Origin of the sequence: Mammaliicoccus lentus (genome assembly GCF_002902755.1) — a bacterium.
Lineage (GTDB): Bacteria > Bacillota > Bacilli > Staphylococcales > Staphylococcaceae > Mammaliicoccus > Mammaliicoccus lentus.
In genome coordinates this window covers 1-24,524 of sequence record NZ_PPRS01000014.1, presented here as the reverse complement: position 1 = coordinate 24,524, position 24,524 = coordinate 1, and the positions used below count along the sequence as shown (strand labels likewise).

Sequence of the window (24,524 nt, the reverse complement as noted above, 5' to 3'; positions counted from 1 at the left end):
ATATAGGTCACCTCTACAATATTTTCTTAGTCGATTACATTGTACTAAAGTGAGCTATATTTGGCTCTTTTTTTATTACACAATTATATGGACATATTTAAAATTTGGAGATGTAGAAAATGATATTGGACCAGTAGCAGTATTTTTAGCTAGTAGTGATTCTCAATACGTTACAGGACAAACAGTTATGGTAGACGGCGGCAGTATTAAATTATATTAAAAATATAGAGATAGAGGGGTAAATAATGGAAAACTTAATGACAAATAAAGTCGGAATTGTAACTGGTGCTGGAGATGGTATTGGTAGAGCAAGCGCGTTAGCCTTTGCGAAAGCTGGTGCTACTGTAGTCGTTTCGGATATTTCTTTAGAGGGTGGAAATGAAACGGTTAGATTAATTAAAGAACAAGGTGGAACAGCTCAATTTATTAAATGTAATGTTGCTGAAGAAGAAGATGTTAAAAACTTAGTAAACGAAACTGTTGAACAATTTGGTCGATTAGATTGGGCACACAATAATGCTGGAATTGGTGCACCAACAGCTCCAGTAACAGAAATTAAAACAGAACAATGGCAACGTGCGATAGATGTTACGTTGACTGGTACATTTTTATGTTTAAAATATGAAATACCTGCTATGCTTGAGTCTGGTGGAGGAGCTATCGTCAATACAGCTTCTACTGGAGGTTTAGTCGGTACACCTGGTTTATCACCATACATCTCAGCTAAACACGGTGTGAACGGATTAACTAAAAGTGCTGCTTTAGAATTTGGTAAGCAAAATATACGTATTAATTCAATTTGCCCAGGTATGACAAGAACTTCAGCAGTTGAAACTTGGAGTAAAAATGCTGAAGAACAAGCGAAAGCATTTGAAGCGGGTATTCCAATGGGACGCATGGGCGTACCAAATGAACAAGCAAACGCGGCTGTCTGGTTATGTTCAGAACAATCTTCATTTATTACCGGTGTTAATCTTCCAGTAGACGGCGGAGAAACTGCAGAATAAATAATAATAAAAGGTGTTGTAGATGAAAAAACTTTATTTTACTACGTTAATAGCGTTATTGTTATTAGCTTCATGTAGTACTTCAGAAAGCAATGATAAGAGTGAACAAGAGAATCAAGATTCTAATAAAGAAGAAAAAGTAAGTAAGACAGATTCTAAATCTGAAGAAAAGTCTGAAGAAAAGTCAGAAGAAAAAGAAGAACCTAAACAACAAGAAAACGTTGTATATGGAGACCTTACTTTAAGTGATCATAAAGAACAAGGTGCTTATTATGACGAAGCAACACAAACAAAATATATTTTAGGTGAAGGCAATACTATTATAAAAGTTATCAACAAATCAAATGATGACGTATCGCCAGAAGAATTTATGCAGAAAGATGCTAAAAAAGTCGATGAATTTTCTGATGGTGTTTATAAATACTATTCCAAATCTACTGATAAATATTATAAAGTGATTGAAAAGAAAACTCCTAACAAAAACATTTTGATTGTAACGAAATATGATTAATATTTAAATAAACAAGAGCCCGGGCTAAGCCCAGGCTCTTGTTTTATATAGTTAAACCTTATGTCGTTAATTCATAACTCTCGGCAATTAAATCTTTAATGTCATTAATTGTATTTATCTCTTTCAAATTAATCGTAATCCAATTAGATTTATCCATGTGATAAGCACGATAAAATCCTTCTTTTTTTCTTAAAGGGCCTATAAACTCTTTTCTAACTTTAAGATTAATAACATCAATATGTTCATCAGTATTTAAACCGATTTTATCAGAAGTAATATCCATAACTAGCCCGAACCATTTTTTATTATCTTTATGTCTCAAAGCAGCATAATTAGAATACTTTTCCCAAGGGTAATCTGGCTTTATATTATATTTATCCCTAACAAAATCAAAAATTTCTTCACGTGTTATCATCCAATCGCCTTCTCCTTATATATCAGTTTACCCTAGAGGGATATTTGGTAATCGGTAAATGAGAAGGTTAAAGTGGTTAAACTTTTATAAACAACTAAAAAAGAGAGTTATGCAATATATCTTTTTTCTTTCACATTCATTGTTTGTAAAACTTTAATTATTGGTCCAATGATTAGCGCAGAAATAATAGTACCTTCACGAACTCCTGTAATTGAACCGAATGATACTAGTGAGATAACAATAGCGATAATTACTAAACTAATATCAAAGTATAATTTGATTGTTCCAAAACTTTTTGATGTTTTGATTACAAAAGCTTTTACTAACCCTTCCGCTGGGTTATTAACAACATTGGCTTTTAACTGTAAAGTTGTACTATAAGCTATTATAATGCAACCAACAACAACCATTAATAATTGAATGAGGTAAAATGAAGTTGGAATATGTGTAATTATAAGGGACCAAAAATCAATAGATAAACCTAAAAGTGGTCCTACAATCAATTGTAAATATTGTTCTTTTGGAAAGTCTTTTCTTAAAACAATTATTTCTATTAAGACAAAGATAATATTAGCAAACATTGTTAAAACACCAAAACTTATTGGGATAGATAAACTAAGTACATATGGTGGTGCTGTTATTGGCGTGGTACCAAGATAGGCTAAAGTAACTAATGATATCCCGGATCCCATAATAAAAATACTAAGTAAAAATAATCCATAACTTTTCATTGTTTTTATAGACATGGATATGACACTTCTTTCTGATAGTATTTAAAACACTTCAATACTAACCTTATACTAATTTTAATATGCTGTCTTACTATCAGAAGAAAGAAATTCTCAAATTCGGAACTGTTTATATTTTTATTTTAAACGGTATTTATGTGGTGGAATAGACGTGTGTTCTGTAAAGAGCCGATAGAATGTAGAAATTGAATCAAATCCTACTTCAAAACAAATTGCAGTAATATCTTTATTTGTTTCATTCAATAATAATTTAGCAGCTTCTAATCTAACTGTATTCAAATATTTTAATGGTGTTATACCGTATTGTTTTTTAAAGATTGTATAAGCATATCTGGCAGTAATGCCTACCTTTTTAGAAATGATATTATTATTTATATCTTCGAAATAATTCGTGTCTATATATTCTTTAATGGTTTCTGCTCGAAGTGAATTAGAGTTTACTGTGTTAGTTTCTTCTTTTTTTAGAATTATTAATAATAATTCTGCCAAATAAATTTTCATAGCAATTATATTAATTACGTTTCCTTGTTTTTGTTCATATAGTATTCTTCTTAATAATTGTTTTATATTTGCACTTTCAAAAAGACTTAGAGACTCAAGCTTTGTACGGTTTAAACCTTCTTGTTCCAACAACAATTTAATATCTTTGTCTAAATGGTTGGAATCAAACTCTAAGACTAATACGGTCATTTTATCTTTTGATTCAACAGCATGATAACTAAATGGTTTAATAAAGGCTAAACAACCTGTATATAGTTTATTCCTTTGTTGACCGAAGATTATTTCGCCGCTTCCTTCCAAAACATAAAGAATTTGGAACACTTTATGGAAGTGGCTTTTTTTATATCTTCATTACGTTGTTGATTTTTTTGTAATCGAATCCCATGCATTTTGATGTCCATATAAATTTTTCCTTCCTGAATTGTCTATTTTTATTAGAAATTCCTGTTTTATTAAATCCTTTGGAACCAATTAGTGAGTATATCAATAAAAATAATTCTATATTAATATGTATAATAGTACATTAGTATTAAATGTACTATTTAAGTTATAGTATATACAACGTGTTTACGATAGCAAAGCCATGCTTTTTTATGTTAGAGTGAACATGAATTAGTACACTTTTGTGTATAAAGGGGTGAATATATTTGGGAAATGTATCAAATTATGAAGAAAAAGACAAAAAAGTCGTGAAAAATGATGAATTTCCGTTTGCTGCGGTGGGCCTTAATCATGGCCATATATATGGGATGTGTGAAGGATTAATAGAAGCAGGTGCATCATTAAAATGGGTATATGATCCAGACTCAGAAAAAGTAAAAGAATTTGTTTCTAAGTTCCCTAATGCAAGTATAGCAAATTCACTTGATGAAATATTGAATGATGAAGGTATCAAACTTGTTGCAGCAGCAGATATTCCTTCTAATCGTAGTAAACTAGGTGAGCAAGTAATGCGATCTGGAAAAGATTATTTTACAGATAAAACGCCTTTTACAACTTTAGAGCAGTTAGAAGAAACAAGAAAAGTTGTGAAAGAAACTAAACGTAAATATATGGTTTATTTTAGTGAACGTTTGCATGTAGAAAGCGCTATTTATGCTGGTGAGTTGATAAAAGAGGGTGCAATTGGAAAAGTTATTCAAGTTACTGGTTTTGGCCCTCATCGTTTAAATAAAGCTACTCGTCCAGAATGGTTTTTTTGAAAAAGAAAGTTATGGTGGTATTTTATGTGATATTGGAAGCCATCAAATAGAACAGTTTTTATATTATACTGGAAATGAAAATGCGAAAGTATTACATAGCAAAGTAGGAAATTATAATAACCCTGATCACCCAGAATTTGAAGATTACGGGGATGCTACATTAGTTGGTGATAATGGCGCAACTTTTTATTTTAAAGTTGACTGGTTTACGCCAGATGGTTTGAGCAATTGGGGAGATGGTCGTCTATTTATTACAGGAACTGAAGGGACTATTGAGGTTCGTAAATTTGTTGATGTAACAAGAACAAGTACTGGAGACCATTTGTTTTTAGTTAACAGTAGTGGAGAAAAATATTATGAACTAGAAAATAAAGTGGGATATCCATTTTTCGGAGATTTAATCTTGGATTGTTTAAATCGTACAGAAAATGCGATGACACAAGAACATATTTTCACAGCTGCTGAACTTTGTCTAATAGCACAAAAAGAAGCTATTTCAATCACAAGTTAAAGTAATTTTTAACCCTCCTTTATTAAATGTAAAGGAGGGTTAAACTTTTGAGATATTTATATTTTTATAAACCTAATAATCTAGGTAAAAACAAGCTAATTTGAGGCACAAAGGTAATTATCATTAATAATATAAATATAGCTATATAAAATGGTATTAAAGGTTTGATTAAATGTTCTATTTTAACATTACCAACACTGGCACCTACAAACAAACCAGTTCCCACAGGTGGTGTAATTGTACCTATGCACAAGTTTAATATTAAGAACATCCCGTAATGTATAGGATCTACTCCTAATTCTGTTACGATTGGTAAAAATATAGGTGTAAATATTAATATAGCAGGAGATATATCCATAACTGTACCAATCAATAAAAGGATAATATTAATAATTAATAAGATAATAATAGGATTATCAGAAATGCTTAGTACAAAACTACTTAAAGCATCAGGAATTTTTATAAATGACATTGTAAATGACATAGCAGAAGAAGCGGCTATTAAGAACATAATAACACCAGTCATTTCGACTGCTTCTATCATTATCTGTGGTAATTCTTTTAATTTTAATGTTCTATGATAAATTAATGATAAAAATAAAGAATATACTACACAAATTGCTGATGCTTCGATTGCCGTGAATAATCCTGTCAAAATACCGCCGATGACAATAACAATTAACAGTATGCTTGGTATTGCATCAAAAACAATTTTCTTAACATTTTTATTTTCTTTTTTAGCAGGGATAGGGAAATTATTCTTTTTAGCAATAATATATGTAACTATCATAATAGTTAATGCCCATAGTACACCAACAACAGCTCCAGAAATAAACAATGCAGCTATAGATGTTCCACCACTTACTAAAGAGAACATAATAAAGCCAGTACTAGGAGGGACAACCATCCCTATAGGGGCAGAAGCAACGTTAACTGCTGCAGCAAACCGTTTATCATATCCTTCTTTTTGCTGCATCGGAACCATAATACCCCCAATTGCCGTAGAAGCAGCAATTGCCGAACTAGAAATTGCTCCAAACAAAGAGTTACCAATAATATTAGTATGTGCTAAAGATCCAGGAATTCTTCCTCCTAATAACTTTGCGAATTCTACTAATTTAGTTGCTATCCCGCCTCTCTTCATAATCATTCCCGATAAGATGAAGAATGGTATTGCTACGAGAGAGAAACTATCAAGACTCGTTACCATACCTTGCGCCGAAGTAAAGGTGGCGACATCAAATGGTAAGACAAATAAAATTGTGACTAAAGATGCAATTGCTATACTAATCGCAATTGGGATACCAACTGCTAATAAAAATATAAACAATAAAATTAATATAAGGCTTGCTTTTAAAATCATATTTTCACCCGCTTTTTAATTAAAATTATTTTATGACTCAGAAGTTGTTTTTTTGGATTCTATTAAATCTAAAATGTTTAGAATACTGTAAAATATGAATAATCCACCTGAGATAGGTAATGAGAGATAAATTAATCCCATAGATAAATGTAGCGCAGGAGATATTTGATCAACTGTCATTAAAACAGTTTTTATACCACCATACATCATTACAATTGATCCGAATGCTAAAAAGCTAATTTGAATTAAAATGTCTACTATTATTCTTTTGTTTTCTACTAGTCTACTACTTAATAATGTTATAGATATATGACCATTTTTTCCTACAACATATGCTGCAGATAACAGTGATAACCAAATTAAGCTAAATTTCACAAACTCTTCAGTTATGCTAGAAGGGTTATGCAATATATAACGGGTTATGACTTGCCATGTGGTAACTCCTACCATTACTAAAAACAAAAGTGAAACTACTAATTCTAAAAATCTATCAACAGCTTTTTTTAAAAGTTTCATTGCTAACCTCCTTAATTATTCTTTACTCAAAGATTGTATTTTTTTATATAGATTGCCAAATTGTTTGTCGTTTTTAAAATCATCATGGATTGGTTGAACAGCTTTTCTAAAGGGTTCTTTATCTACTTCATTAAACTTCACATTATATTTGTCAGTCGCTTCTTTTTTCTCTTTATCTAAATATTTTTCCCAGATTTTTTTCTGGAAGTCTTTTGATTCATCAGCTGCTTCATATATAGCTTTTGTATGTTTATCTGATAATTTATCTAAAGTCTCTTTATTAATCATGACCATATCAGGTATTCTAGTATGCTCGTCGTACGAATAAAATTTTGTAATTTCCCCATGTCCAGCTGTTGCTAAAGCAAATTCATTATTTTCAGACCCATCAATAATACCTTGTTGCAATGAAGAATAAACTTCATCACTTCCTATTGGTGTTGGAGATCCGCCTAATGCTTGCACCATTTTCATCTGACTTTCGCTGTTCATTACTCGAATGTTTTTTCCTTTTAAATCATCAGGTTTCTCAACAGGTCCATCTGTCATGTAAAAGTTTCTAGCACCAGAAGTGTAATATGTTAAACCAATAATTCCTTGGTCTTCTGTTGATTTATAAATTGGATTCATTACTTGCTTATTTTCCAAAGTTTTATAATAGTGATCTTCGTCTTCAAATAAATAAGGAACACTAAATATAGAATAAATATCGGAGAAGCCTTCCAAAGTAGAACCACTAACTTTTGTGACATCAATTGCTCCAGCCTGTGTTAATTCGATAAGTTCTCTTTCTCCTCCTAATTGTCCATCTGGATAATATTCAACCTTAACTTCACCATCAGTTTTTTCAGAAACTAAGTCTCCGAATTTATTCATAGCATCTATAACAGGCTGACTATTACTAGCATATCCAAACTTCAATGTTACTTGTTTATCTTTATTAGAATCTGCAGATTTCACATTATCATTATTAGATGCTGTAGATTTCTGATTATTGCACCCGGAAATTAATAATAAAAATACTGCAGCTATTAAAATTAAAGGTATTTTTTTCATTTTGATCCTCCTAATATATTAAAGAAATCGCTTACAATTATTGGCGTGAAAATAGGTTAAGAATCAGGTTGACTGTGGAAAATATTTTTTGATAGCTGACTTACGTTTATTTTTTTTCCTCTTAAAGCCCAGTTAGTATCTGTCTCACTAGGTAAAAAACAATTTGTATAACAATAATTCAAAATTTTAGATAAATCTTGTATCCAAAATTGTTTTTCAAAATCATCATAACGAACTATAGTTTGTGGAAATTCTTTAACAAGAGGTACTGATTCATGCATAGCTTGAATGGATAGTACGTGTGGTATTGAAGCTTCAATGCCACAAGGTATTTGATAATTTTTATTACTAATAGCATCTAGACTTATTGATAATTTTGTTAGATGATTTTGATTTTCTGGCCCTTTATAAATCTTACTTGTCCCATCATTCCAAACTGCTACTATGTCATTAAAATCTCCATCTGATTCATATGTTATTGTTGCGTTTTCAAATTCTAGTTGAAAACAAGGTTCTTTATTTTCTTTTGTAGCGTGGGAAGCGTAAAAATATATATCTACATTATTTATAGTTTTTATATATGTAACACAGGTATCAAATGTCTCAATATTATTTACTCGATAAAGTTCAGCCTCAAGAGTATCAATTTTTGAACTTGTATCTACATTGTCGCCATTTAAATATAATAAATTATGTAGAAAATGTGCTGTTGCATTGTTTGCTACACTATCAAATATCATTGATCCATCAGTACTGTATTTTTTACCAGCCCATGGCGAACGATTGTAGTATGATTCGTTTCTTGGCCATTGCACCATGCTTTTAAATCGAATTGGTTTCCCGAATATTCCTTTTATAATGTCTTTTTTTAGCTCTAAAATAGAAGGGATGAAGGACCAGTTAAACCCTATAGCTAAAAATTTCCCTGTTTTATCCCTTGTGTCTTTCATGACTTGAACATCCTTAGGATTTGCAGTCATAGGTTTTTCACAAAGAACGTGACTGCCATAATTCATACAGAAACATGCTTGTTCTTTATGCAAATGTATTGGAGTAGATATAATTGCTAAATCAGCTTGTTTTTCTTTGTAGAACGATTCTATAGATTGATAAATTGGAATTTGTCTGCCAATTAATTCGTCATAGTAATCAGAGAATTCAGGATTGATATCTACTACACCATTTAACTGTATTCTTGCATCTTGATTAGATAAGAGTTCCCTTAAATACAAACTTCCATAACCGTTAATCCCTACTAAAACTACAGATATTTTTTCCTCCATCGATGTAATACTCCTTTGTTAAAGTTTAATTTTTACAATAAAACAAAAATTCTGTTTTGAATTGTTAGCATGGTTCCTAATATATTTATTATTCAATAATAAATGCGCTCTTATTTTGTCATCGTAAAATTTGTAGAGTGCACCTCCTTTAGTAAGCGCTTTCTTCGATTTATGTTAAAATCATAACATCAAAAACCACAATAAACAATGTAAAATTATAATTTTTGTTGTTTATTGTGGGATTTGAAGTTTTAATATATAAATAAAAACCTCCATCGCTATTCATAAATAAATGAATAGCGATGGAGGTTTTTCCGTGTAATGTGGTTTATTCAGTTAGAAGATAGAATTAAAATGATTGAAATGAATATTGTTAAGGCAATTGCTTAAATAATATATACTTTAATTTAATATTTCTATAGAATACTTTTCGAATAAATCTTTCCATTCGTTATCAAATTCTATATCCGATACAATATAATCAATATCTGTTATATGACCAAAAGTTATAAAACTAGTTTTATCTATCTTAGATGAATCTACTGCGAGTATAACTTTGTTTGCTTTTTCTATCATTAAACTTTTTATATGTGATTCGTCTTCGTTTGAATCAGTAATAGAACCCTGCTTGTTTAAAGCTTTACAGCTAAGTATCGCATAGTCTGGATTAAATTTATTAATAGATTCGATGGTTTGAGGGCCAACAAGGGCAGACGAATATTTCAATAATTTACCACCTGTTGAACTTACTTCTAGTGATGATTGGTTTACTTCATATAAAGCATTCACAGCGTTTGTGATAATATGTATTTTTTTATCAGAAATTGCGAATCGTTTTAGTGTTTCGTTAACTGTTGAACTAGAATCAGCAAAAAGACTTGTATCATCATCGATAAATTGATTAATTATTTTGGCAATATTAATTTTACTGTCTTTATTACGAGTATGTCTAACTGAATATGGTAGATCTTCTGATTTAAGTAACTTAGCGCCACCGTAGTTACGTTCTACTATGCCTTCTTTTTCTAGTTTTTCTAAATCTCGTCTTATTGTTTCTTCAGATACGTTAAATTCATTAGCTAATTTGCTAACATAGACGATATTATTAAAATACAATTCATTAAGTAAATTTCTTCTCCGTTCCAAAGGCTTCATAATCAATTTCTCCTAACTTTGTTTTGTGATAATTATATCATAAAAAATATCGTAATATCATACTTTATCACTATAAAAACAACATAAAACAATAAAAAATACATTTATTTGTTGAATTATGTGGTTTTTATATTTATAATACATACCAAGAGGTGAAATTATGAAAAAATATATTGCTGTGGATATTGGAGCGTCTAGTGGGAGAGCAATATTATCTCATGTTGATGATGTCATTCATACTAAAGAAATAAACAGATTTGCAAATGGTTTTACAACTAAAAATAACCAAGAAGTGTGGGATGTTGATTATTTATTTGAAGAAGTGTTGATTTCTTTGCAAAAAGCAAAAGAATTAGGAGTAGAATCTTGTTACTTAAGTATAGATACATGGGGTGTAGACTATATTTTTTTAAATGACAAAGGTAAGCGCTTGCATGAAGCGGTGTCATATAGAGATTCGAGAACGGATCATACAATGGAAAAAGTTTTCGATATTATATCTAAAGAAAAAATCTATGAAAAAACTGGTATTCAATTTTTGAAATTTAATACACTTTATCAATTTTATGAAGAATGCACAGAGTTAAAAACACAAGCAGCAAAAGTTTTATTAACCCCAGATTATATAAATTATTTATTAACAGGTGAAGCAAGAAGTGAAGTTACGAATTTAAGCACTACTCAATTATTAGATGTAAATACAAACACATTAGATAAACAATTATTAGAAGTAGTTGATGTTGATGCTGAGATTTTCCCAGAGGTTATAGAGCCTGGTACATATTTAGGTGATGTGAAAGAAGACTTAAGAGAAAAATATAATTTACCTGTTACTCATGTTTATGCAACTGTTTCACATGACACGGCCTCAGCAGTACTAGGATCTGTTGGAGATAGTCAGAAAGGTTGGGCGTTTTTATCAAGTGGAACTTGGTCATTAATTGGTCAAGAATTGGATAAACCAATAATCTCTGAAACAGCATTAAGTCATGGTTATTCAAATGAAAGAGGTTATCAAGGTACGTATAGATTTCTAAAAAATATCATTGGAATGTGGATCATACAAAGAGTCCGTAAAGATTGGTTTGAAAATTATACTTTCCCAGAAATGGTTAAAGAAGCAAAGAAAAATAAAGGTTTTAAAGTCTTTATAGATTTTAATGATGAGCGATTTGTGAATCCGGACAATATGGTCGAAGAAATACAGGCTTACTGTTCTGAAACGAATCAACCTATTCCTAAAACTATAGGTGAAATTGCTCAAGCAATTTATTTAAATTTAGCAATTATTTATGCAACCTCGATAGAAGCTTTAAATGATATTACAGGTTCTAAAATTGAAGTTATCAATATTGTCGGAGGAGGTTCGAACAATGATTACTTAAATGAACTAACAGCACAATATACTAATTGTGAAGTTATTGTAGGTCCGGAAGAAGCTTCGGTGTTTGGTAATTTAACTGCAACAATGCTTGCTACACAAGAATTCGAAACAGTTGAGGAAGCTCGAAAAATGATTGGAAAATCTAATCATATCAAAAGAATAGAAAAAACTAATTTTAATAATGATTTAAAAATAGATATAGAAAAATTCAAGGAGGTTACACAGTATGCATACAAATCATAAAGAAGCATATGAATTAGCAAAAAAACAATATGAATCACTAGGGGTTAACGTTGAGAAGGCTTTAGAAGCGATAAAAAACATTAAAATATCAATACATTGTTGGCAAGGTGACGATGTTGAAGGATTTTTATTTAATCAAGATTTAACGGGTGGTATATCAGTTACAGGTAACTATCCAGGTAAAGCTAGAAATGGAGAAGAATTACGTAGTGACTTAGAGGAAGCGTTAAAACATATCCCGGGAAATCATAAGATTAATTTACATGGTATATATGCAGAAACAGACGAAGAAATCGATTTAGATGAAATTGAACCTAAACACTTTAAAAAGTGGGTTGATTGGGCAAAGGAAAATAATTTAGGACTAGATTTTAACCCTACATGTTTTAGTCACGAAAAATCAGATGACGGATTTACTTTAGCTCATCCAAATAAAGAAATTAGAGATTTTTGGATTGAACATTGTAAACGTTCAAGAAAAATCGGAGAATATTTTGGAAAAGAACTGGGACAACCTTCTGTAACAAATATATGGGTTCCTGATGGATTCAAAGATACACCAGTAGATCGTTTAACACCACGTAGACGCTTAATGGAAAGCTTAGATGAAATATTTAAAGAAGAAATTGATGAAAAATATAATATTGATACTTTAGAAAGTAAATTATTTGGTATAGGTTCAGAAAGTTATGTTGTAGGTTCTCATGAATTCTATATGGGTTATGGATTATCACGAAATAAACGAATACTTTTAGATGCAGGACATTATCATCCAACTGAAGTGGTTTCAAATAAATTATCAGCACTTTCATTATTTAGTAACGGACTCAGTCTACACGTCTCAAGACCAGTGAGATGGGATAGTGACCACGTTGTTACATTAGATGATGAATTAAATGAAATAGCTAAAGAATTAATCTACAATGATTTAATTAAAAATACGACTGTAGGTTTGGACTTCTTTGATGCATCTATCAATAGAGTTGCCGCATGGGTAATTGGTACTAGAAATATGCAAAAAGCATTATTAAAGGCAATGTTAGATCCTATAAATCAACTGAAAGAAGCGGAAGAAAAAGGCGATTATACTCAACGCTTAGCTATACAAGAAGAAATGAAAACATATTTATTCGGTCCTATTTGGAATGAGTTTTGTATTAGAAATAATGCAGAGCCTGGATTGGATTGGTATGAATCGATTAAAGATTATGAAAAAATGTTTTGGAAGGAAGAGGGATCTAATTGGAAAACTTTATTGAAACACCTACAGTAAAAGAATTTTGTGAAATAACTCAATTAATGTACAAAAAAGGTTGGGATGAGCGTAATGGCGGTAACGTTTCATGGATTCTTGACGAAGATAAAGTAAGGCCTTATTTAAACAATCATTCAGAAAACGTTAGAAAGGTTGAATTACCTTTTACAGTAAAAGAATTAGCGAATCGTTACTTATTAGTGACAGGAACTGGTAAATATTTCAAAAATATTATTAATGACCCTCAAGATGCAATTGGTTTAATTCAAATTGCAGATGATGGTAAAAGTTATGAAATCTTATGGGGGTTTGTAAATGGAGCTGTGGCAACAAGTGAATTACCAACGCATTTAATGAATCATATTCAAAGATTAGAAGTTGATAAAGAACATAGAGTTATTATGCATTGTCATGCAACACACACGATAGCTATGACATTTTCACATGAGTTAGATGAAAAATTATTTACAAAAACATTATGGAAAATGTGCACTGAATGTCTAGTTGTATTCCCGGACGGCATTGGTATTATACCTTGGGTTGTGCCTGGTACAGAAGCAATTGGTAAGTTAACTGCTGAGAAAATGAAAAATCAAAGAAGTGTAATTTGGCCATTTCACGGTGTGTTTGGCGCAGGTCAAGATCTTGATGAAACATTTGGTTTAATTGAAACTATTGAAAAATCAGCAGAAGTTTATACTTATGTACAATCTCAAGGTGGTTTAAAACAAGATATTTCAGACGAAAATTTATTAAAGCTTGCTAAAGGATTTAATGTAGAACCGAAACACGGTTATTTAGAGGTTGGTGAGTAAAATGCAGCAACTCGCTACTGTTATGTATGTTAAAGAAGGATGCTATGAAGAGTATAAAAAAAGACATGATAATATTTGGCCAGAAATGAAAGAAATGTTAAAAAACCACGGTGTCAGCAATTATCATATTTACTTAAATGAAGAAAATGGAGAATTGTTTGCAATATTAAATTTTGAAGACCAATCGACTTATGATGAGATTGCTAATCAGAAAATTTGTCGGGAGTGGTGGGACTACATGTCAGATATTATGTGTGTGAATTCTGATAACAGCCCTAAATCTAAAGAATTAAAAGAAGTATTTTTCCTAAAGTAAAAACATAAAAGGGGATGGAAAAATGAACTTTAAATCAAAGAAAACAAATGGTTTAGTAGCTACTATAGCTATAGCAATGGCTAACTATATTGAAGCGGGTTCTATTATTGCTGCAGCAAGTAGTTTATCTTTATGGCAAGCATATTTAAATATAGATAATGTTCAAATAGGTTTGCTGAGTGCATTAAGCGCAAATGCTTTAGGAGCAGCTATTGGGGCACTTATAGGTGGACCATTAACCGATAAATTAGGGAGAAAATTTATATTTAAATATGATTTACTCCTGTATATGTTTGGGATGCTCTTTATTATATTAGCGTTTAATTTTGCGATGTTATTAATAGGAACAATAATTGTAGGGATAGCAGTAGGAATTGGTGTTCCAGTTGCATGGACTTATATTGCTGAAGAAGCACCTGAAAAAGAACGTGCAAAAAGAGTGGGTGTAGCTCAGCTTGCCTGGTCTATAGGACCAGCTATTACATTTTTATTAGCTGTTATTGCTGCACCATTTGGTTTGTTTGGATCTAGAATGATATTCTTGCATCTATTCATCATAGCAGGTGTTACATGGTGGATAAGACAAGGGATGAGCGAATCAGAAATTTGGGAAGCTGAGAAAGAAAAAGAAAGAGAAGAAACATTACAAGACATCAAGAAAACATCTGTTATTAAAGAGTTGTTCACGAATCCAGTTAACTTAAAAGCGATGTTATTATTGATAGGAATTTATCTTTTTTGGAATTTAACTTCAGGAGCGATGGGCTATTTCATGCCTTTCATTTATGAGAGTGTTGGTGGCTTATCAAGTGCTCAAGCTAATATATTACAAGCAGTATTATGGTTCTTAACAGTTGTGACTACTTATTTTGGCTTTATGAAATTAGGAGACAAAGTAAATCAAAGATTACTATTTGGAATTGGTGCAACGATGGGGATTGTCGCTTGGGTTATATTAACATTTGCACCTATGAACTGGATATCACTTATTTTATTCGTTGTATTATGGGGATCTGCAGCAGGTATAGGTGCTCAAGCATTCTATGCGTTGTGGACGAGCGAGTTATTCCCTACTCGATATAGAGCTGGTGCACAAGGTTTAATGTACTTCATCGTACGTACAGGTATTTCAATATATTCATTTGTATTACCAACGATATTAGCCACATTAGGATTCAGAGTAACAGGAATTATAATGATTAGTTTCTTAGTTATACATGCAGTAATTGGTATTGTATTAACACCGAAAACACAAGGTAAGACATTAAGAGAAATTGAAGAAGAAAGATACGGAGAAAGCCCAACTTACAATGTAAAAGAGTCAATTGAAAACAATAAATTAAATGAAGCGAGGGGTTAGTGTTATGTATCAAATTAAAGATTATGTAAATGGTAAATTTATTGAAAGAAACGATTTAGAATCAGTTGATGTTTTAAACCCGGCAACTGAGCAAGTAATCGCGCAAACTTATAATGGAACAAAGGAATATACTGAACAAGCAATACAAGTTGCTAAAGATGCTCAAGAATCATGGGCTGAAACACCAGCAATTGAAAGAGCTCAGTATTTGAAAGAAATAGCTAATGGTATTCGTGAACGTGGTGAAGAACTTACAGAAATCATAATTAAAGAAGGCGGTAAGACTAGAGACCTTGCAAGTACAGAAGTGTTCTTTACAGCAGATTATTTAGATTATATGGCAGAATGGGCAAGACGTTACGAAGGAGAAATCGTCCAAAGCGACCGTAAGAATGAGCATATTTTACTTTATAAAAAGCCTTTAGGTGTTACTTCAGGAATTTTACCTTGGAACTTCCCATTTTTCTTAATTGCTAGAAAAATGGCACCGGCTTTAGTTACTGGAAATACAATAGTTGTGAAACCATCAGAAGAAACACCTATTAATGCACTATTATTCACAGAAATATTAGATACTGTAGATTTACCTAAAGGTGTGTTTAATTTAGTTAATGGTTCTGGTGAGATAGTAGGTGATGAACTAGCTAGAAATAAAAATATTGAACTTGTTTCGATTACCGGAAGTGAAGGCGCAGGTAAGAAAGTAATGGAAGCGGCAAGTTCGAATGTAACAAAAGTCAATTTAGAATTAGGTGGAAAAGCACCAGCAATTGTACTTGAAGATGCAGATTTAGATAAAGCTGTTCAATATATAATAGATTCACGAATTATTAATACAGGACAAGTATGTAACTGTGCAGAAAGAGTTTATGTACAAAATTCTATCAAAGATCAATTTATAGAAAAGTTAGTAGATAAAATGAGTAATGTGAATTATGGAAACACCATAGAAAGCAATTATGATATGGGTCCATTAATCAATAATAAAGCGCAAGAAAATGTTCATAACCATGTACTACAAGCTGTAAAAAATGGTGGTAAATTAGAATGTGGTGGAGAGATACCAGAAGGTAAAGGTAATTTCTATCCGGCAACTGTTATTTCTAACTGTAGTAATAACATGGATATCATTCAAGAAGAAGTATTTGGACCAGTGTTACCAATAGTTGGTTTTGATACATTTGATGAAGCAATAGATTTAGCAAATGATAGTAGATTTGGTTTAACTTCATCGATTTATTCTAATGATATGAAAAAAGTTTTTAAAGCTATTGATAAATTAGAGTTTGGAGAAACATATGTTAATAGAGAAAACTTTGAAGCGATGCAAGGATTCCATGCAGGCGTTAAAAATTCAGGGATTGGCGGCGCTGATGGTAAACATGGTTTAGAAGAATATTTACGTACTCACATAGCATATATGAATATAGAATAATAAATATTGGTAAAAAAATGAATTTTAGGCTACTTAATTTCCGAAATATTGTGGAGATTAGTAGCCTTTTTCACATCTTTATTAAATTACCCTAATAATTTTTATAAGTATATTTAAATATCTATTCATTTCAATTGATAATCATTATCATTTAAGGTATATTGAGTAGATAGATATAAATGAACAGGAGGATATATTAATGCAGATATATTGGACTAAAATAAATAAAATTATAGATGAAACATCTGAAATTAAGACTTATTTGCTGGATTGTCCAGAAGGGTTTACTTGGGAAGAAGGCGCGCATACGCACTTTGGTTTGAAAGGATTCAATGAAGGTGAAAAACCAAATAAGAGTTTGGTAAGACATATGTCCATATCCACTGTACCTAATGAGAACACAATCGGGATTACTACGAGAATACGAGAGCAATGCTCTGAGTTCAAACAAATTTTAAGAAATTTAGATGTTGGCCAAGAAGTAGCGATTTTTAAAACGCATTCTAACGTTCCATTAAAGAGAGAAAATAAAAATGTCTACTTATTATCTTCAGGAGTAGGGTTAGCAACGTTTAGACCATTAGTACTTAAGTATTTAGAAGATAATGAAGACGTTCATAAAATACATTCTATAAACGTTGATTCATCTTCAGAATTTTTATTTAATGATATATTTAATTCTGTTCCAGATAAAAAATTCACCTCAAAATTTGTGGATAGCAGACAAGCGTACTATGAAGAAGTGAATAGTCTTAAACCAGAAGATAATGACCTATTTTATATTGTAGGTAGTGATGAGTTCGTAGTTCAAAACATTAAAAACTTAATTGAATTAGGCGTCGATGCTTCACAAATTGTAATTGATAAGCATGAAAGACAACGTTTAGAGTTTTTAACTGTATAAAAATTTTGTCATGAGGTTATTTATAAATGAATGTAGAAAAGTTATCTAAAAAGTTCTTGTTTTATGGCGTTTCTATTATAGTGATTTTCTTTATATGGGGCTTAATTAATATATTATTCCTTGAAGAATCTTTTTATTATTGATCTTTAAAAACTTACTTTACAGCATAACCTTGCTTGTTAAGGTAACTCAACATATTCGGTTGAATACTTCTTTCCAAGTGATCATCAATATGGTCACTCCAACCTTTAACTTTTTTAGCTGTAAAGGGCGCTCTTATTGGTCTGTTCTCATAATATTTCTTCATTTCTTGATCGTAATCTTCTATATCTTCTAAGCTAAATTCTTCATATTTATTATGATGCATTACAACCTCTTTTGGTAACCTAGGTTTCAACTGTGCTTTTTCTTCAGCAGGATAACCAATACATAGACCAACTAATGGAATAACATACTTAGGAAGTTCGAGTAATTCTGATAGTTTTTCAATATTTAATCTGACTCCACCGATATAAACGCCACCTAATCCCATTGATTCAGCTGCAATCATAGCATTTTGAGCCATTAGACCAACATCTACAGCACCTATTTGTAAAAATTCTGTATAAGTTATATCAACATTTGGTGCAATTTGATGATTTCGGTTGAAATCTGAAACAAATATCCAGAATTCAGAAGCTTCTTGAATATAACTTTGAGGGCCACTTAATTCCATTATAGCCTTTCTTGTATCCTCATCAGTGATTCTTATAATAGAAACAGCTTGAAGCAAACTAAACGATGACGCTTGATTAGCAGATTTGAAAATATGGTTTACTTGTTCATCAGCTAAAGGTTTATTTTTAAACTTTCGTACTGAACTGTGATTCTGTAATAAATTTATAGTTTCATTCATTATTAATCCCTCTCTTAATTTAATGCTTTAAGATATATAGCATATTAAACCACTCAGTATTCATATGGAAGAAGGCAAAATAATAATACATAGTATTAAAAATCGTACCTTTGTGTAGTGATAGTGGTTAGAGAGTAGGGAAATTTTAAAGATTTTTAACATGTATAAATTTTTTATGATTTCACCAGTCTAATTATTTAAGTCTTTGTCTAAATAATTAGATTTTACAAACCTTTCAACAAGATCCTTTAACAATTTATCATTATAATAGTCACGTAATAATAAGCTATGTTGTGATAAGCCTTCTAAAAATGAGTAAAACTCGTTAGTCGATTTATTGATATCTAAAGTTGCTTTGAAAATACCAGAGTCTAACATTAATTTAAAAACTTGTTTTATACCTTCGTAATTTTTTAATAAATTGTCGTGAGCGACTTTCCTCATATCTTCATTGGATAACGATTTATTTACTAGCGCTGTCCATGCTACAAATTCAATTTCTCTTTCTTTGTCTAAAGGTAACAGTTGTAATGCAAAATTTATAAATTCTTCAAAATCTATTTTATTTACAAATAAATTTTGTTTTTCCATTCTTTTTTGGCCATTTTCACTGATTATTTTAAAAATAAAAATTAATAAACTTTGTTGATTTCCAAAGAAATTTTGAATAGATCCTAATGACCATCCTGATTCATTAGATATTTTTCTAAAGCTTATAGTATCTAATCCATCCCTATATATAAGCTTTATTATTATATTACTAATTTCTTTTTTCTTTTGTTCAGATTTTTTATTAATTATTTTTCACCTCGATTAATATTATAAACTTATTGAATTTTTAATACAACTGTATTAAAGTTAGCGTGTACTTTTGAAGGAGGTAGTTTATGCAAAAGCATATAACGTACCTAGATAATATCAAATTATTTTTCGCATTGCTTGTTATCACTCATCATTCTTTAATGAGCTATGTATTATCTGGGGAGGTCAATGAGTCTATAAATGGGATTAGTTCTCTACTCGTTAGTTTTAACCAAGCATTTTTTATGGGTGGTTTCTTTTTAATCTCAGGGTTATTTGTTGAAAACTCATATAATCGGAAGGGCAGTCAACTATTTTTAAAGCAGCGTTTTAAAAAATTAGTATTACCTATTATTTTTTATTTTATTATTCTTAGCCAAATTCAACCTATAAGTGAATATTTTATATTTAACAAAACATACGATATAAATGAATTTTTCAAGAGTATGAATATAGGTCCTTTATGGTTTATTGCTATGTTGTTTATATTTAATCTCGGATATGTATTAATTAAAAAATACACGAATTTTAAAATGCCAATATTAAAATTAAATATAATTTCTTTTATTATTTTATATGCACTTGTTCTCTATGTTTGGAGAGTATTTATGCCTTTAATTGGAGGGGAACCGTTAATCAGTACAGTGATTTACGATTGGTTATTAAAATTCACACCAAGTATAGGGGATCTGCCACAATATTTAATTGCTTTCATGTTAGGAATTGTAGCATTTAAGTTTAATTTATTAGAAAAAATAAAAAATACTAAATGGAAATTAAGTATTTTTTATATCTTATTAAGTTTGCCAATATATTTAGCCGCAGTAATTATCGGTATATCTGACTTTTCATTTTCAGGGGGGTTATCATTAGCTTCTATATTGTATTCATTTTGGGAAGCTTTATTTGGTGTGAGCATCATGTTAGTTATTTTCAAGTTGTTCTATAAATATTTTAATAAAGAAAATGCTTTTATTAAAACACTGAGTAAATGCAGTTTTACTATGTACATTATTCATTTACCAATAATAGGTGTAATAGAAAATATTATTAAAAAGTATCATTTAATAGGTAGTTACTATGCCCTCAGTGCCATATTCGTCACTATTGTTATTACAATTTTAATTTCCTTATTAGTTTTATTAATCAAAAATTTAGCAGTAGAAAAATCACGTTTAAAATCAAATATATAGGTGTACCCCAATCCATTTGATTGGGGTTATTTAGTTTTCTAAAAATCTTTTTTGAAATTCAATTATTTGTTCTTTTATTAAATCTAATGAATCAACTGTAGGATTTTCAATGATTTTAGACCAAGCTACGAGTATATTTCCGAATAGTGCACCTTTTAATACATCCGAGGAGTCTGACTCGCTTGAAGGAAATTGTGGTAGTATTTTTAATATTTTATATAGTATTTGAGATTGGAAATCTGGTTCTGTTTTAAGTCTCTTCATTGATTCCATATAATTCACTTTATCTTCGTGTGATGCATTCTCTAATACATTAATTAATTTTTGCGTAATACTTTCCAATGTATAACTTCCATCTAAAAATTCATCTAAAGTGTTTTTTAATAAATCGTTATTGCTTAGAAACAAAATTTCGCTTTTCGATTCAAAATATCTAAAAAGTGTACGTCTTGAAACACCTGATTCTTTAGCAATTTTATCCATACTTGTTTTATCATATCCGTTTTCTTCGAATAATTTATCTGCAATTTCAAGTATTTGCTTTCTAGTATCTTCTTTCATTTAATTGTCCTCCAAAACTTTTAACAACATTATAGCATAAACCTTTTATTTTGACACTGAGTGCCAAATAAGTTATATTTTAATTAGTGGCACTGAGTGTCAATTAATAATAAAGGATGATGAAACATGAAAGAATTAAAAATATTAGTTTCTGGCGCTAGCATTGCAGGACTTACTTCAGCATATTGGCTAAATAAAAAAGGTTTTGAGGTAACAATCGTTGAAAAAGCATCAAAAATTAGAGGTGGAGGCTACCCTATAGATGTGAGAGGTAGTGCCATTAATATCGTTAAAATGATGGGCATATATGATGAATTAAAAGCTCAAAATTTAAACAATATGAAATTTAAAATTCTTGATAATGACAATAGTGTAATCTCGCAATTTACAGATGCTACTATGAAAGCAAACGAAGATATTGAAATACCAAGAGGTGATTTAACAACAGCTTTGTATAAATGTGTTGAAGAAAATGATATAAATCTCATTTTTAATGATTCTATTAAAACAATGAATCATTTAGATGATGGAGTTGAAATTGAATTAGAAAGTGGAAAGCAAGGCAGCTATGATCTAGTAGTTGGAGCAGATGGTATACATTCTAATACAAGAAAATTAACATTTGGCGAAGAAAGCCAATTCACAAATTATTTAGGACATTGTTTTACTGGATTTACAGTAGAGAACTATTTAGATATGTATAAAGAAGGTATGATTTATTCTGAACCAGGTAGAACAGCTATCATGTATGCTACTAAAAACAAAGAATCAGTACATGCGTTTTTAATCTTTAGTGATGAAGAAGAACCTTCTGTAAACCATAGAGATATAGAAGGTCACAAAAAATTAGTCAAAGATAAATTTAAAGACGTAGGTGGTATAGCTTCAAATCTTTTAGAAACATTAGAACAAACTGAAGATATATATTTTGATACGACAACTCAAATTATTATGGATCAATGGGCGGAAAATCGAGCAGTATTAGTTGGAGATGCAGCACATGCACCATCCTTCTTAACAGGACAAGGTTCAAGTTTAGCAATGATAGGAGCATATATTTTAGCTGATGAATTAGAGAAGAACAATAGTATTAAAGATGCTTTTATTGCTTACGAAAAATATATGAAACCATTTGCAGAGATAAATCAAAATGCTGTAGAAAATGACGGTTCATCAATTTTATATCCTAAAAATAATGAAGAAATAGAAAAAAGAAATGCTATTCTAAAACAAATTGAAAATATAACAGAAGAAAACATGGGCTCTCAAGATCTTATTGATATAACGAGAGTAATAGATTATCCAAAATTAAATGACTAATATGTAAATTCCTAACTTTGCCCTATAAGCATTACTCTTTATGTAAAACAGGTATTTGTAATAATACACTAAAACATTTACCATTAAAGTATGAAACTAATACACATTATACAAAATGAGGTGTAGTTATGGTGAATATAAAAGATATGAGTATAGAACCGATTGGATTAGGAACTTGGAAAATGGGTGACGATTCAAATAATCATCAAGATGAGATTGATGCTATTCAATTCGCTATAAACCAAGGCGCAAATGTAATTGATACGGCCGAAATGTATGGCGATGGCGCATCAGAAGAGTTAATAGGTGAAGCAATACAATCTTATGATAGAGAAAAATTATATATTATCTCAAAAGTGCATCCTGAAAATGCATCGAGGGATAAAGTATTAACAAGTATAGATAACAGTTTAAAAAGACTACGTACAGATTATATTGATTTATATTTATTACATTGGAAAAGCCAGTATCCTTTAGAAGAAACAATTAGCGCATTTGAAGAAGCGAAAAATTTAGGGAAAATAAAAGAATGGAGCGTATCAAATTTTGATACGAGCGATATGAAACATTTACTTAGTTTGCCTAATGGTCATGAATGTGTAGCTAATCAAGTTAGATATAATATAGGTGATCGAGGAATAGAATATGATTTAAAACCATTTATGCGAGAAAACAACATTGCCTTAATATCATATGCACCTATAGCCAGAGGAGATAAACTAGGTAAAAATTTAACTAAAAGTCCTGTTCTTCTAGAATTGTCTAGAAAATATGAAGTTGACGTATTTCAAATACTGTTAGCATGGAATATTAGAGATGGTCATACACTAGCTATACCTAAATCATCTAACAAACTTCATATTGAAAATAATATGGGAGCCAGTAATATTCATTTAACCGAAGAAGACATTCAAAAAATCGATTCAGAATTCCCGCCGCCAACAACTAAAGAACCATTAGCATTGTATTAATAAGGAACGAGTCCGAGACTACTATTTATGTCTCGGACTCGTTTTTTGTTTTTAATACGGTGAATTATATCAGGTGTAATGTCCTTATTGTCACAACTCATAAAACGTGTCAACAAGGACTAATCCAACTCGGATTAGTCGTTTCTTCTTATCATTCTTGTAATTTTTTCGCGATGTTTTATATTTCTTGTATTTGTTTGATTGTTGATTTGATACCGCCTGATGAGAAGTACCATGATTTGGCATCTAGATTGACAATGTTGTCGTCTTTAACTGCGGGGACATTTTTTTAATACATCGTTTGATAACACTTTCTCGCTCGTTCCTTTATCGTCAGTAGCTTCATCTCTATCCATCGCAAATATTACTTCTGGTTTTTTAGACGAGACGTATTCAAAGCTAACGGGTTGACCGTTTGGGTTTGGTTTTATATCTTTATCTGCTGGTTTAAATCCTAGTTGATCGTATAATAAACCGCCGAATCTTCAGCCTGGTCCGTATGTAGATAATTCTCCTTGGCTTACAAGTAATAACATAATGGAATCATCGACTTTTTTCGCTTGGTTTTTAGCCTTAGTTTCTTCATTGGTTAATTGATTTGTTAATTCTGTTGCTTTATCTTCTTTATCTAAGATTTTACCTAATTTTTTTGTATTATCATTGACTGATTTTACTACATTATTGTCGTCTGATCCTATGTAAACTTGAAGTGAACCCTGTCAAGTAGACAACTAAATAATAAAAATGTCTTTTTGGTCGAATTCATAGCTAAGCTATGGATTTGGCCATTTTTAATGTAATT

24 protein-coding genes and 3 pseudogenes are annotated in these 24,524 nt (G+C 30.6%); 14 read left to right on the top strand and 13 right to left on the bottom strand.

Features of this window, described 5'->3' with window-relative positions:
• The 3 genes from CD135_RS06215 to CD135_RS06205 all read left to right on the top strand — a co-directional run.
• Positions 1-220: SDR family oxidoreductase (locus CD135_RS06215; protein ID WP_142382246.1), on the top strand; the 220-nt coding region annotated here is incomplete at its 5' end.
• A 25-nt stretch (positions 221-245) separates the two neighbouring features.
• A complete protein-coding gene (locus tag CD135_RS06210) occupies positions 246-1,007 on the top strand; it encodes an SDR family NAD(P)-dependent oxidoreductase (protein ID WP_103269023.1) in 762 nt (253 codons plus the stop codon).
• A gap of 22 nt (positions 1,008-1,029) precedes the next feature.
• The gene (locus CD135_RS06205; protein WP_103269022.1) at positions 1,030-1,518 is read left to right on the top strand and encodes a hypothetical protein; all 489 of its coding nucleotides are present in this window, start codon (positions 1,030-1,032) and stop codon (positions 1,516-1,518) included.
• 58 nt (positions 1,519-1,576) lie between these two features.
• Here CD135_RS06205 and CD135_RS06200 read toward each other — a convergent pair whose 3' ends face one another.
• The 4 genes and pseudogenes from CD135_RS06200 to CD135_RS13175 form a co-directional block, all read right to left on the bottom strand.
• Positions 1,577-1,933, bottom strand: coding sequence for an MmcQ/YjbR family DNA-binding protein (locus CD135_RS06200; RefSeq protein WP_064211180.1), 357 nt, complete (start codon positions 1,931-1,933; stop codon positions 1,577-1,579).
• A 107-nt stretch (positions 1,934-2,040) separates the two neighbouring features.
• On the bottom strand, positions 2,041-2,679 hold the full coding sequence (locus tag CD135_RS06195) for a YczE/YyaS/YitT family protein (RefSeq protein WP_103269021.1): 639 nt from the start codon (positions 2,677-2,679) through the stop codon (positions 2,041-2,043).
• Between the two features lie 120 nt (positions 2,680-2,799).
• Positions 2,800-3,183, bottom strand: a complete 384-nt coding sequence (locus tag CD135_RS13180; RefSeq protein WP_258027585.1) for a helix-turn-helix transcriptional regulator — start codon at positions 3,181-3,183, stop codon at positions 2,800-2,802.
• Positions 3,175-3,510: pseudogene (locus tag CD135_RS13175) on the bottom strand (AraC family ligand binding domain-containing protein); the annotation flags it as partial. The pseudogene CD135_RS13175 and the gene CD135_RS13180, both read right to left, overlap by 9 nt.
• Positions 3,511-3,824: 314 nt before the next feature.
• Here CD135_RS13175 and CD135_RS06185 point away from each other — a divergent pair.
• Positions 3,825-4,896 (top strand): annotated as a pseudogene (locus tag CD135_RS06185) (Gfo/Idh/MocA family protein).
• A 64-nt stretch (positions 4,897-4,960) separates the two neighbouring features.
• On the opposite strand, the gene CD135_RS06180 reads toward CD135_RS06185, so the two are convergent.
• The 5 genes from CD135_RS06180 to CD135_RS06160 form a co-directional block, all read right to left on the bottom strand.
• Positions 4,961-6,259 (bottom strand): TRAP transporter large permease, encoded by a 1,299-nt coding sequence (locus CD135_RS06180; RefSeq protein ID WP_017000009.1) that lies wholly within the window; start codon positions 6,257-6,259, stop codon positions 4,961-4,963.
• Between the two features lie 30 nt (positions 6,260-6,289).
• Positions 6,290-6,775: a TRAP transporter small permease gene (locus tag CD135_RS06175; RefSeq protein ID WP_017000010.1), complete on the bottom strand. Its 486-nt coding sequence runs from the start codon at positions 6,773-6,775 to the stop codon at positions 6,290-6,292.
• A gap of 15 nt (positions 6,776-6,790) precedes the next feature.
• Positions 6,791-7,831, bottom strand: coding sequence for a TRAP transporter substrate-binding protein (locus tag CD135_RS06170; RefSeq protein WP_103269019.1), 1,041 nt, complete (start codon positions 7,829-7,831; stop codon positions 6,791-6,793).
• A 56-nt stretch (positions 7,832-7,887) separates the two neighbouring features.
• Complete coding sequence (locus CD135_RS06165) at positions 7,888-9,114, bottom strand: Gfo/Idh/MocA family protein (protein ID WP_103269018.1); 1,227 nt, start codon at positions 9,112-9,114, stop codon at positions 7,888-7,890.
• Between the two features lie 402 nt (positions 9,115-9,516).
• Complete coding sequence (locus CD135_RS06160) at positions 9,517-10,269, bottom strand: DeoR/GlpR family DNA-binding transcription regulator (RefSeq protein WP_016999022.1); 753 nt, start codon at positions 10,267-10,269, stop codon at positions 9,517-9,519.
• 160 nt (positions 10,270-10,429) lie between these two features.
• Here CD135_RS06160 and CD135_RS06155 point away from each other — a divergent pair, with 160 nt between their 5' ends.
• The 7 genes from CD135_RS06155 (at position 10,430) to CD135_RS06125 (ending at position 17,981) form a co-directional block, all read left to right on the top strand.
• Positions 10,430-11,896 (top strand): rhamnulokinase, encoded by a 1,467-nt coding sequence (locus tag CD135_RS06155; protein WP_103269017.1) that lies wholly within the window; start codon positions 10,430-10,432, stop codon positions 11,894-11,896.
• Positions 11,880-13,169, top strand: coding sequence for an L-rhamnose isomerase (gene rhaA, locus CD135_RS06150; protein ID WP_103269016.1), 1,290 nt, complete (start codon positions 11,880-11,882; stop codon positions 13,167-13,169). The genes CD135_RS06155 and rhaA overlap by 17 nt, the downstream gene beginning before the upstream one ends.
• A complete protein-coding gene (gene rhaD, locus CD135_RS06145) occupies positions 13,139-13,966 on the top strand; it encodes a rhamnulose-1-phosphate aldolase (RefSeq protein WP_016999019.1) in 828 nt (275 codons plus the stop codon). The genes rhaA and rhaD overlap by 31 nt, the downstream gene beginning before the upstream one ends.
• A gap of 1 nt (position 13,967) precedes the next feature.
• Complete coding sequence (gene rhaM / locus CD135_RS06140; RefSeq protein ID WP_016999018.1) at positions 13,968-14,282, top strand: L-rhamnose mutarotase; 315 nt, start codon at positions 13,968-13,970, stop codon at positions 14,280-14,282.
• Positions 14,283-14,304: 22 nt separating this feature from the next.
• On the top strand, positions 14,305-15,642 hold the full coding sequence (locus tag CD135_RS06135; protein ID WP_016999017.1) for an MFS transporter: 1,338 nt from the start codon (positions 14,305-14,307) through the stop codon (positions 15,640-15,642).
• A 4-nt stretch (positions 15,643-15,646) separates the two neighbouring features.
• Entirely contained in the window at positions 15,647-17,077 is a 1,431-nt protein-coding gene (aldA, locus tag CD135_RS06130; protein WP_103269015.1) for an aldehyde dehydrogenase, read from the top strand.
• 199 nt (positions 17,078-17,276) lie between these two features.
• A complete protein-coding gene (locus CD135_RS06125; protein ID WP_103269014.1) occupies positions 17,277-17,981 on the top strand; it encodes a ferredoxin--NADP reductase in 705 nt (234 codons plus the stop codon).
• Positions 17,982-18,135: 154 nt separating this feature from the next.
• Here the strand turns inward: CD135_RS06125 and nfsA are convergent, their stop codons facing one another.
• Both nfsA and CD135_RS06115 read right to left on the bottom strand, forming a co-directional pair.
• Positions 18,136-18,876: an oxygen-insensitive NADPH nitroreductase gene (gene nfsA, locus CD135_RS06120; protein WP_103269013.1), complete on the bottom strand. Its 741-nt coding sequence runs from the start codon at positions 18,874-18,876 to the stop codon at positions 18,136-18,138.
• Positions 18,877-19,065: 189 nt separating this feature from the next.
• On the bottom strand, positions 19,066-19,467 hold the full coding sequence (locus tag CD135_RS06115; protein WP_103269012.1) for a TetR family transcriptional regulator C-terminal domain-containing protein: 402 nt from the start codon (positions 19,465-19,467) through the stop codon (positions 19,066-19,068).
• Positions 19,468-19,763: 296 nt separating this feature from the next.
• Between CD135_RS06115 and CD135_RS06110 the strand changes: the two genes are divergently transcribed.
• A complete protein-coding gene (locus CD135_RS06110; RefSeq protein WP_103269011.1) occupies positions 19,764-20,870 on the top strand; it encodes an acyltransferase family protein in 1,107 nt (368 codons plus the stop codon).
• A gap of 30 nt (positions 20,871-20,900) precedes the next feature.
• Here CD135_RS06110 and CD135_RS06105 read toward each other — a convergent pair whose 3' ends face one another.
• A complete protein-coding gene (locus CD135_RS06105) occupies positions 20,901-21,431 on the bottom strand; it encodes a TetR/AcrR family transcriptional regulator (protein WP_103269010.1) in 531 nt (176 codons plus the stop codon).
• A gap of 126 nt (positions 21,432-21,557) precedes the next feature.
• Here CD135_RS06105 and CD135_RS06100 point away from each other — a divergent pair, with 126 nt between their 5' ends.
• Both CD135_RS06100 and CD135_RS06095 read left to right on the top strand, forming a co-directional pair.
• Entirely contained in the window at positions 21,558-22,751 is a 1,194-nt protein-coding gene (locus tag CD135_RS06100) for an FAD-dependent monooxygenase (RefSeq protein WP_103269009.1), read from the top strand.
• Positions 22,752-22,879: 128 nt separating this feature from the next.
• On the top strand, positions 22,880-23,722 hold the full coding sequence (locus CD135_RS06095) for an aldo/keto reductase (RefSeq protein ID WP_103269008.1): 843 nt from the start codon (positions 22,880-22,882) through the stop codon (positions 23,720-23,722).
• Positions 23,723-23,991: 269 nt separating this feature from the next.
• Here the strand turns inward: CD135_RS06095 and CD135_RS13325 are convergent.
• A pseudogene (locus tag CD135_RS13325) lies at positions 23,992-24,357 on the bottom strand (ABC transporter substrate-binding protein).
• Between the last annotated feature and the right edge of the window lie 167 nt (positions 24,358-24,524).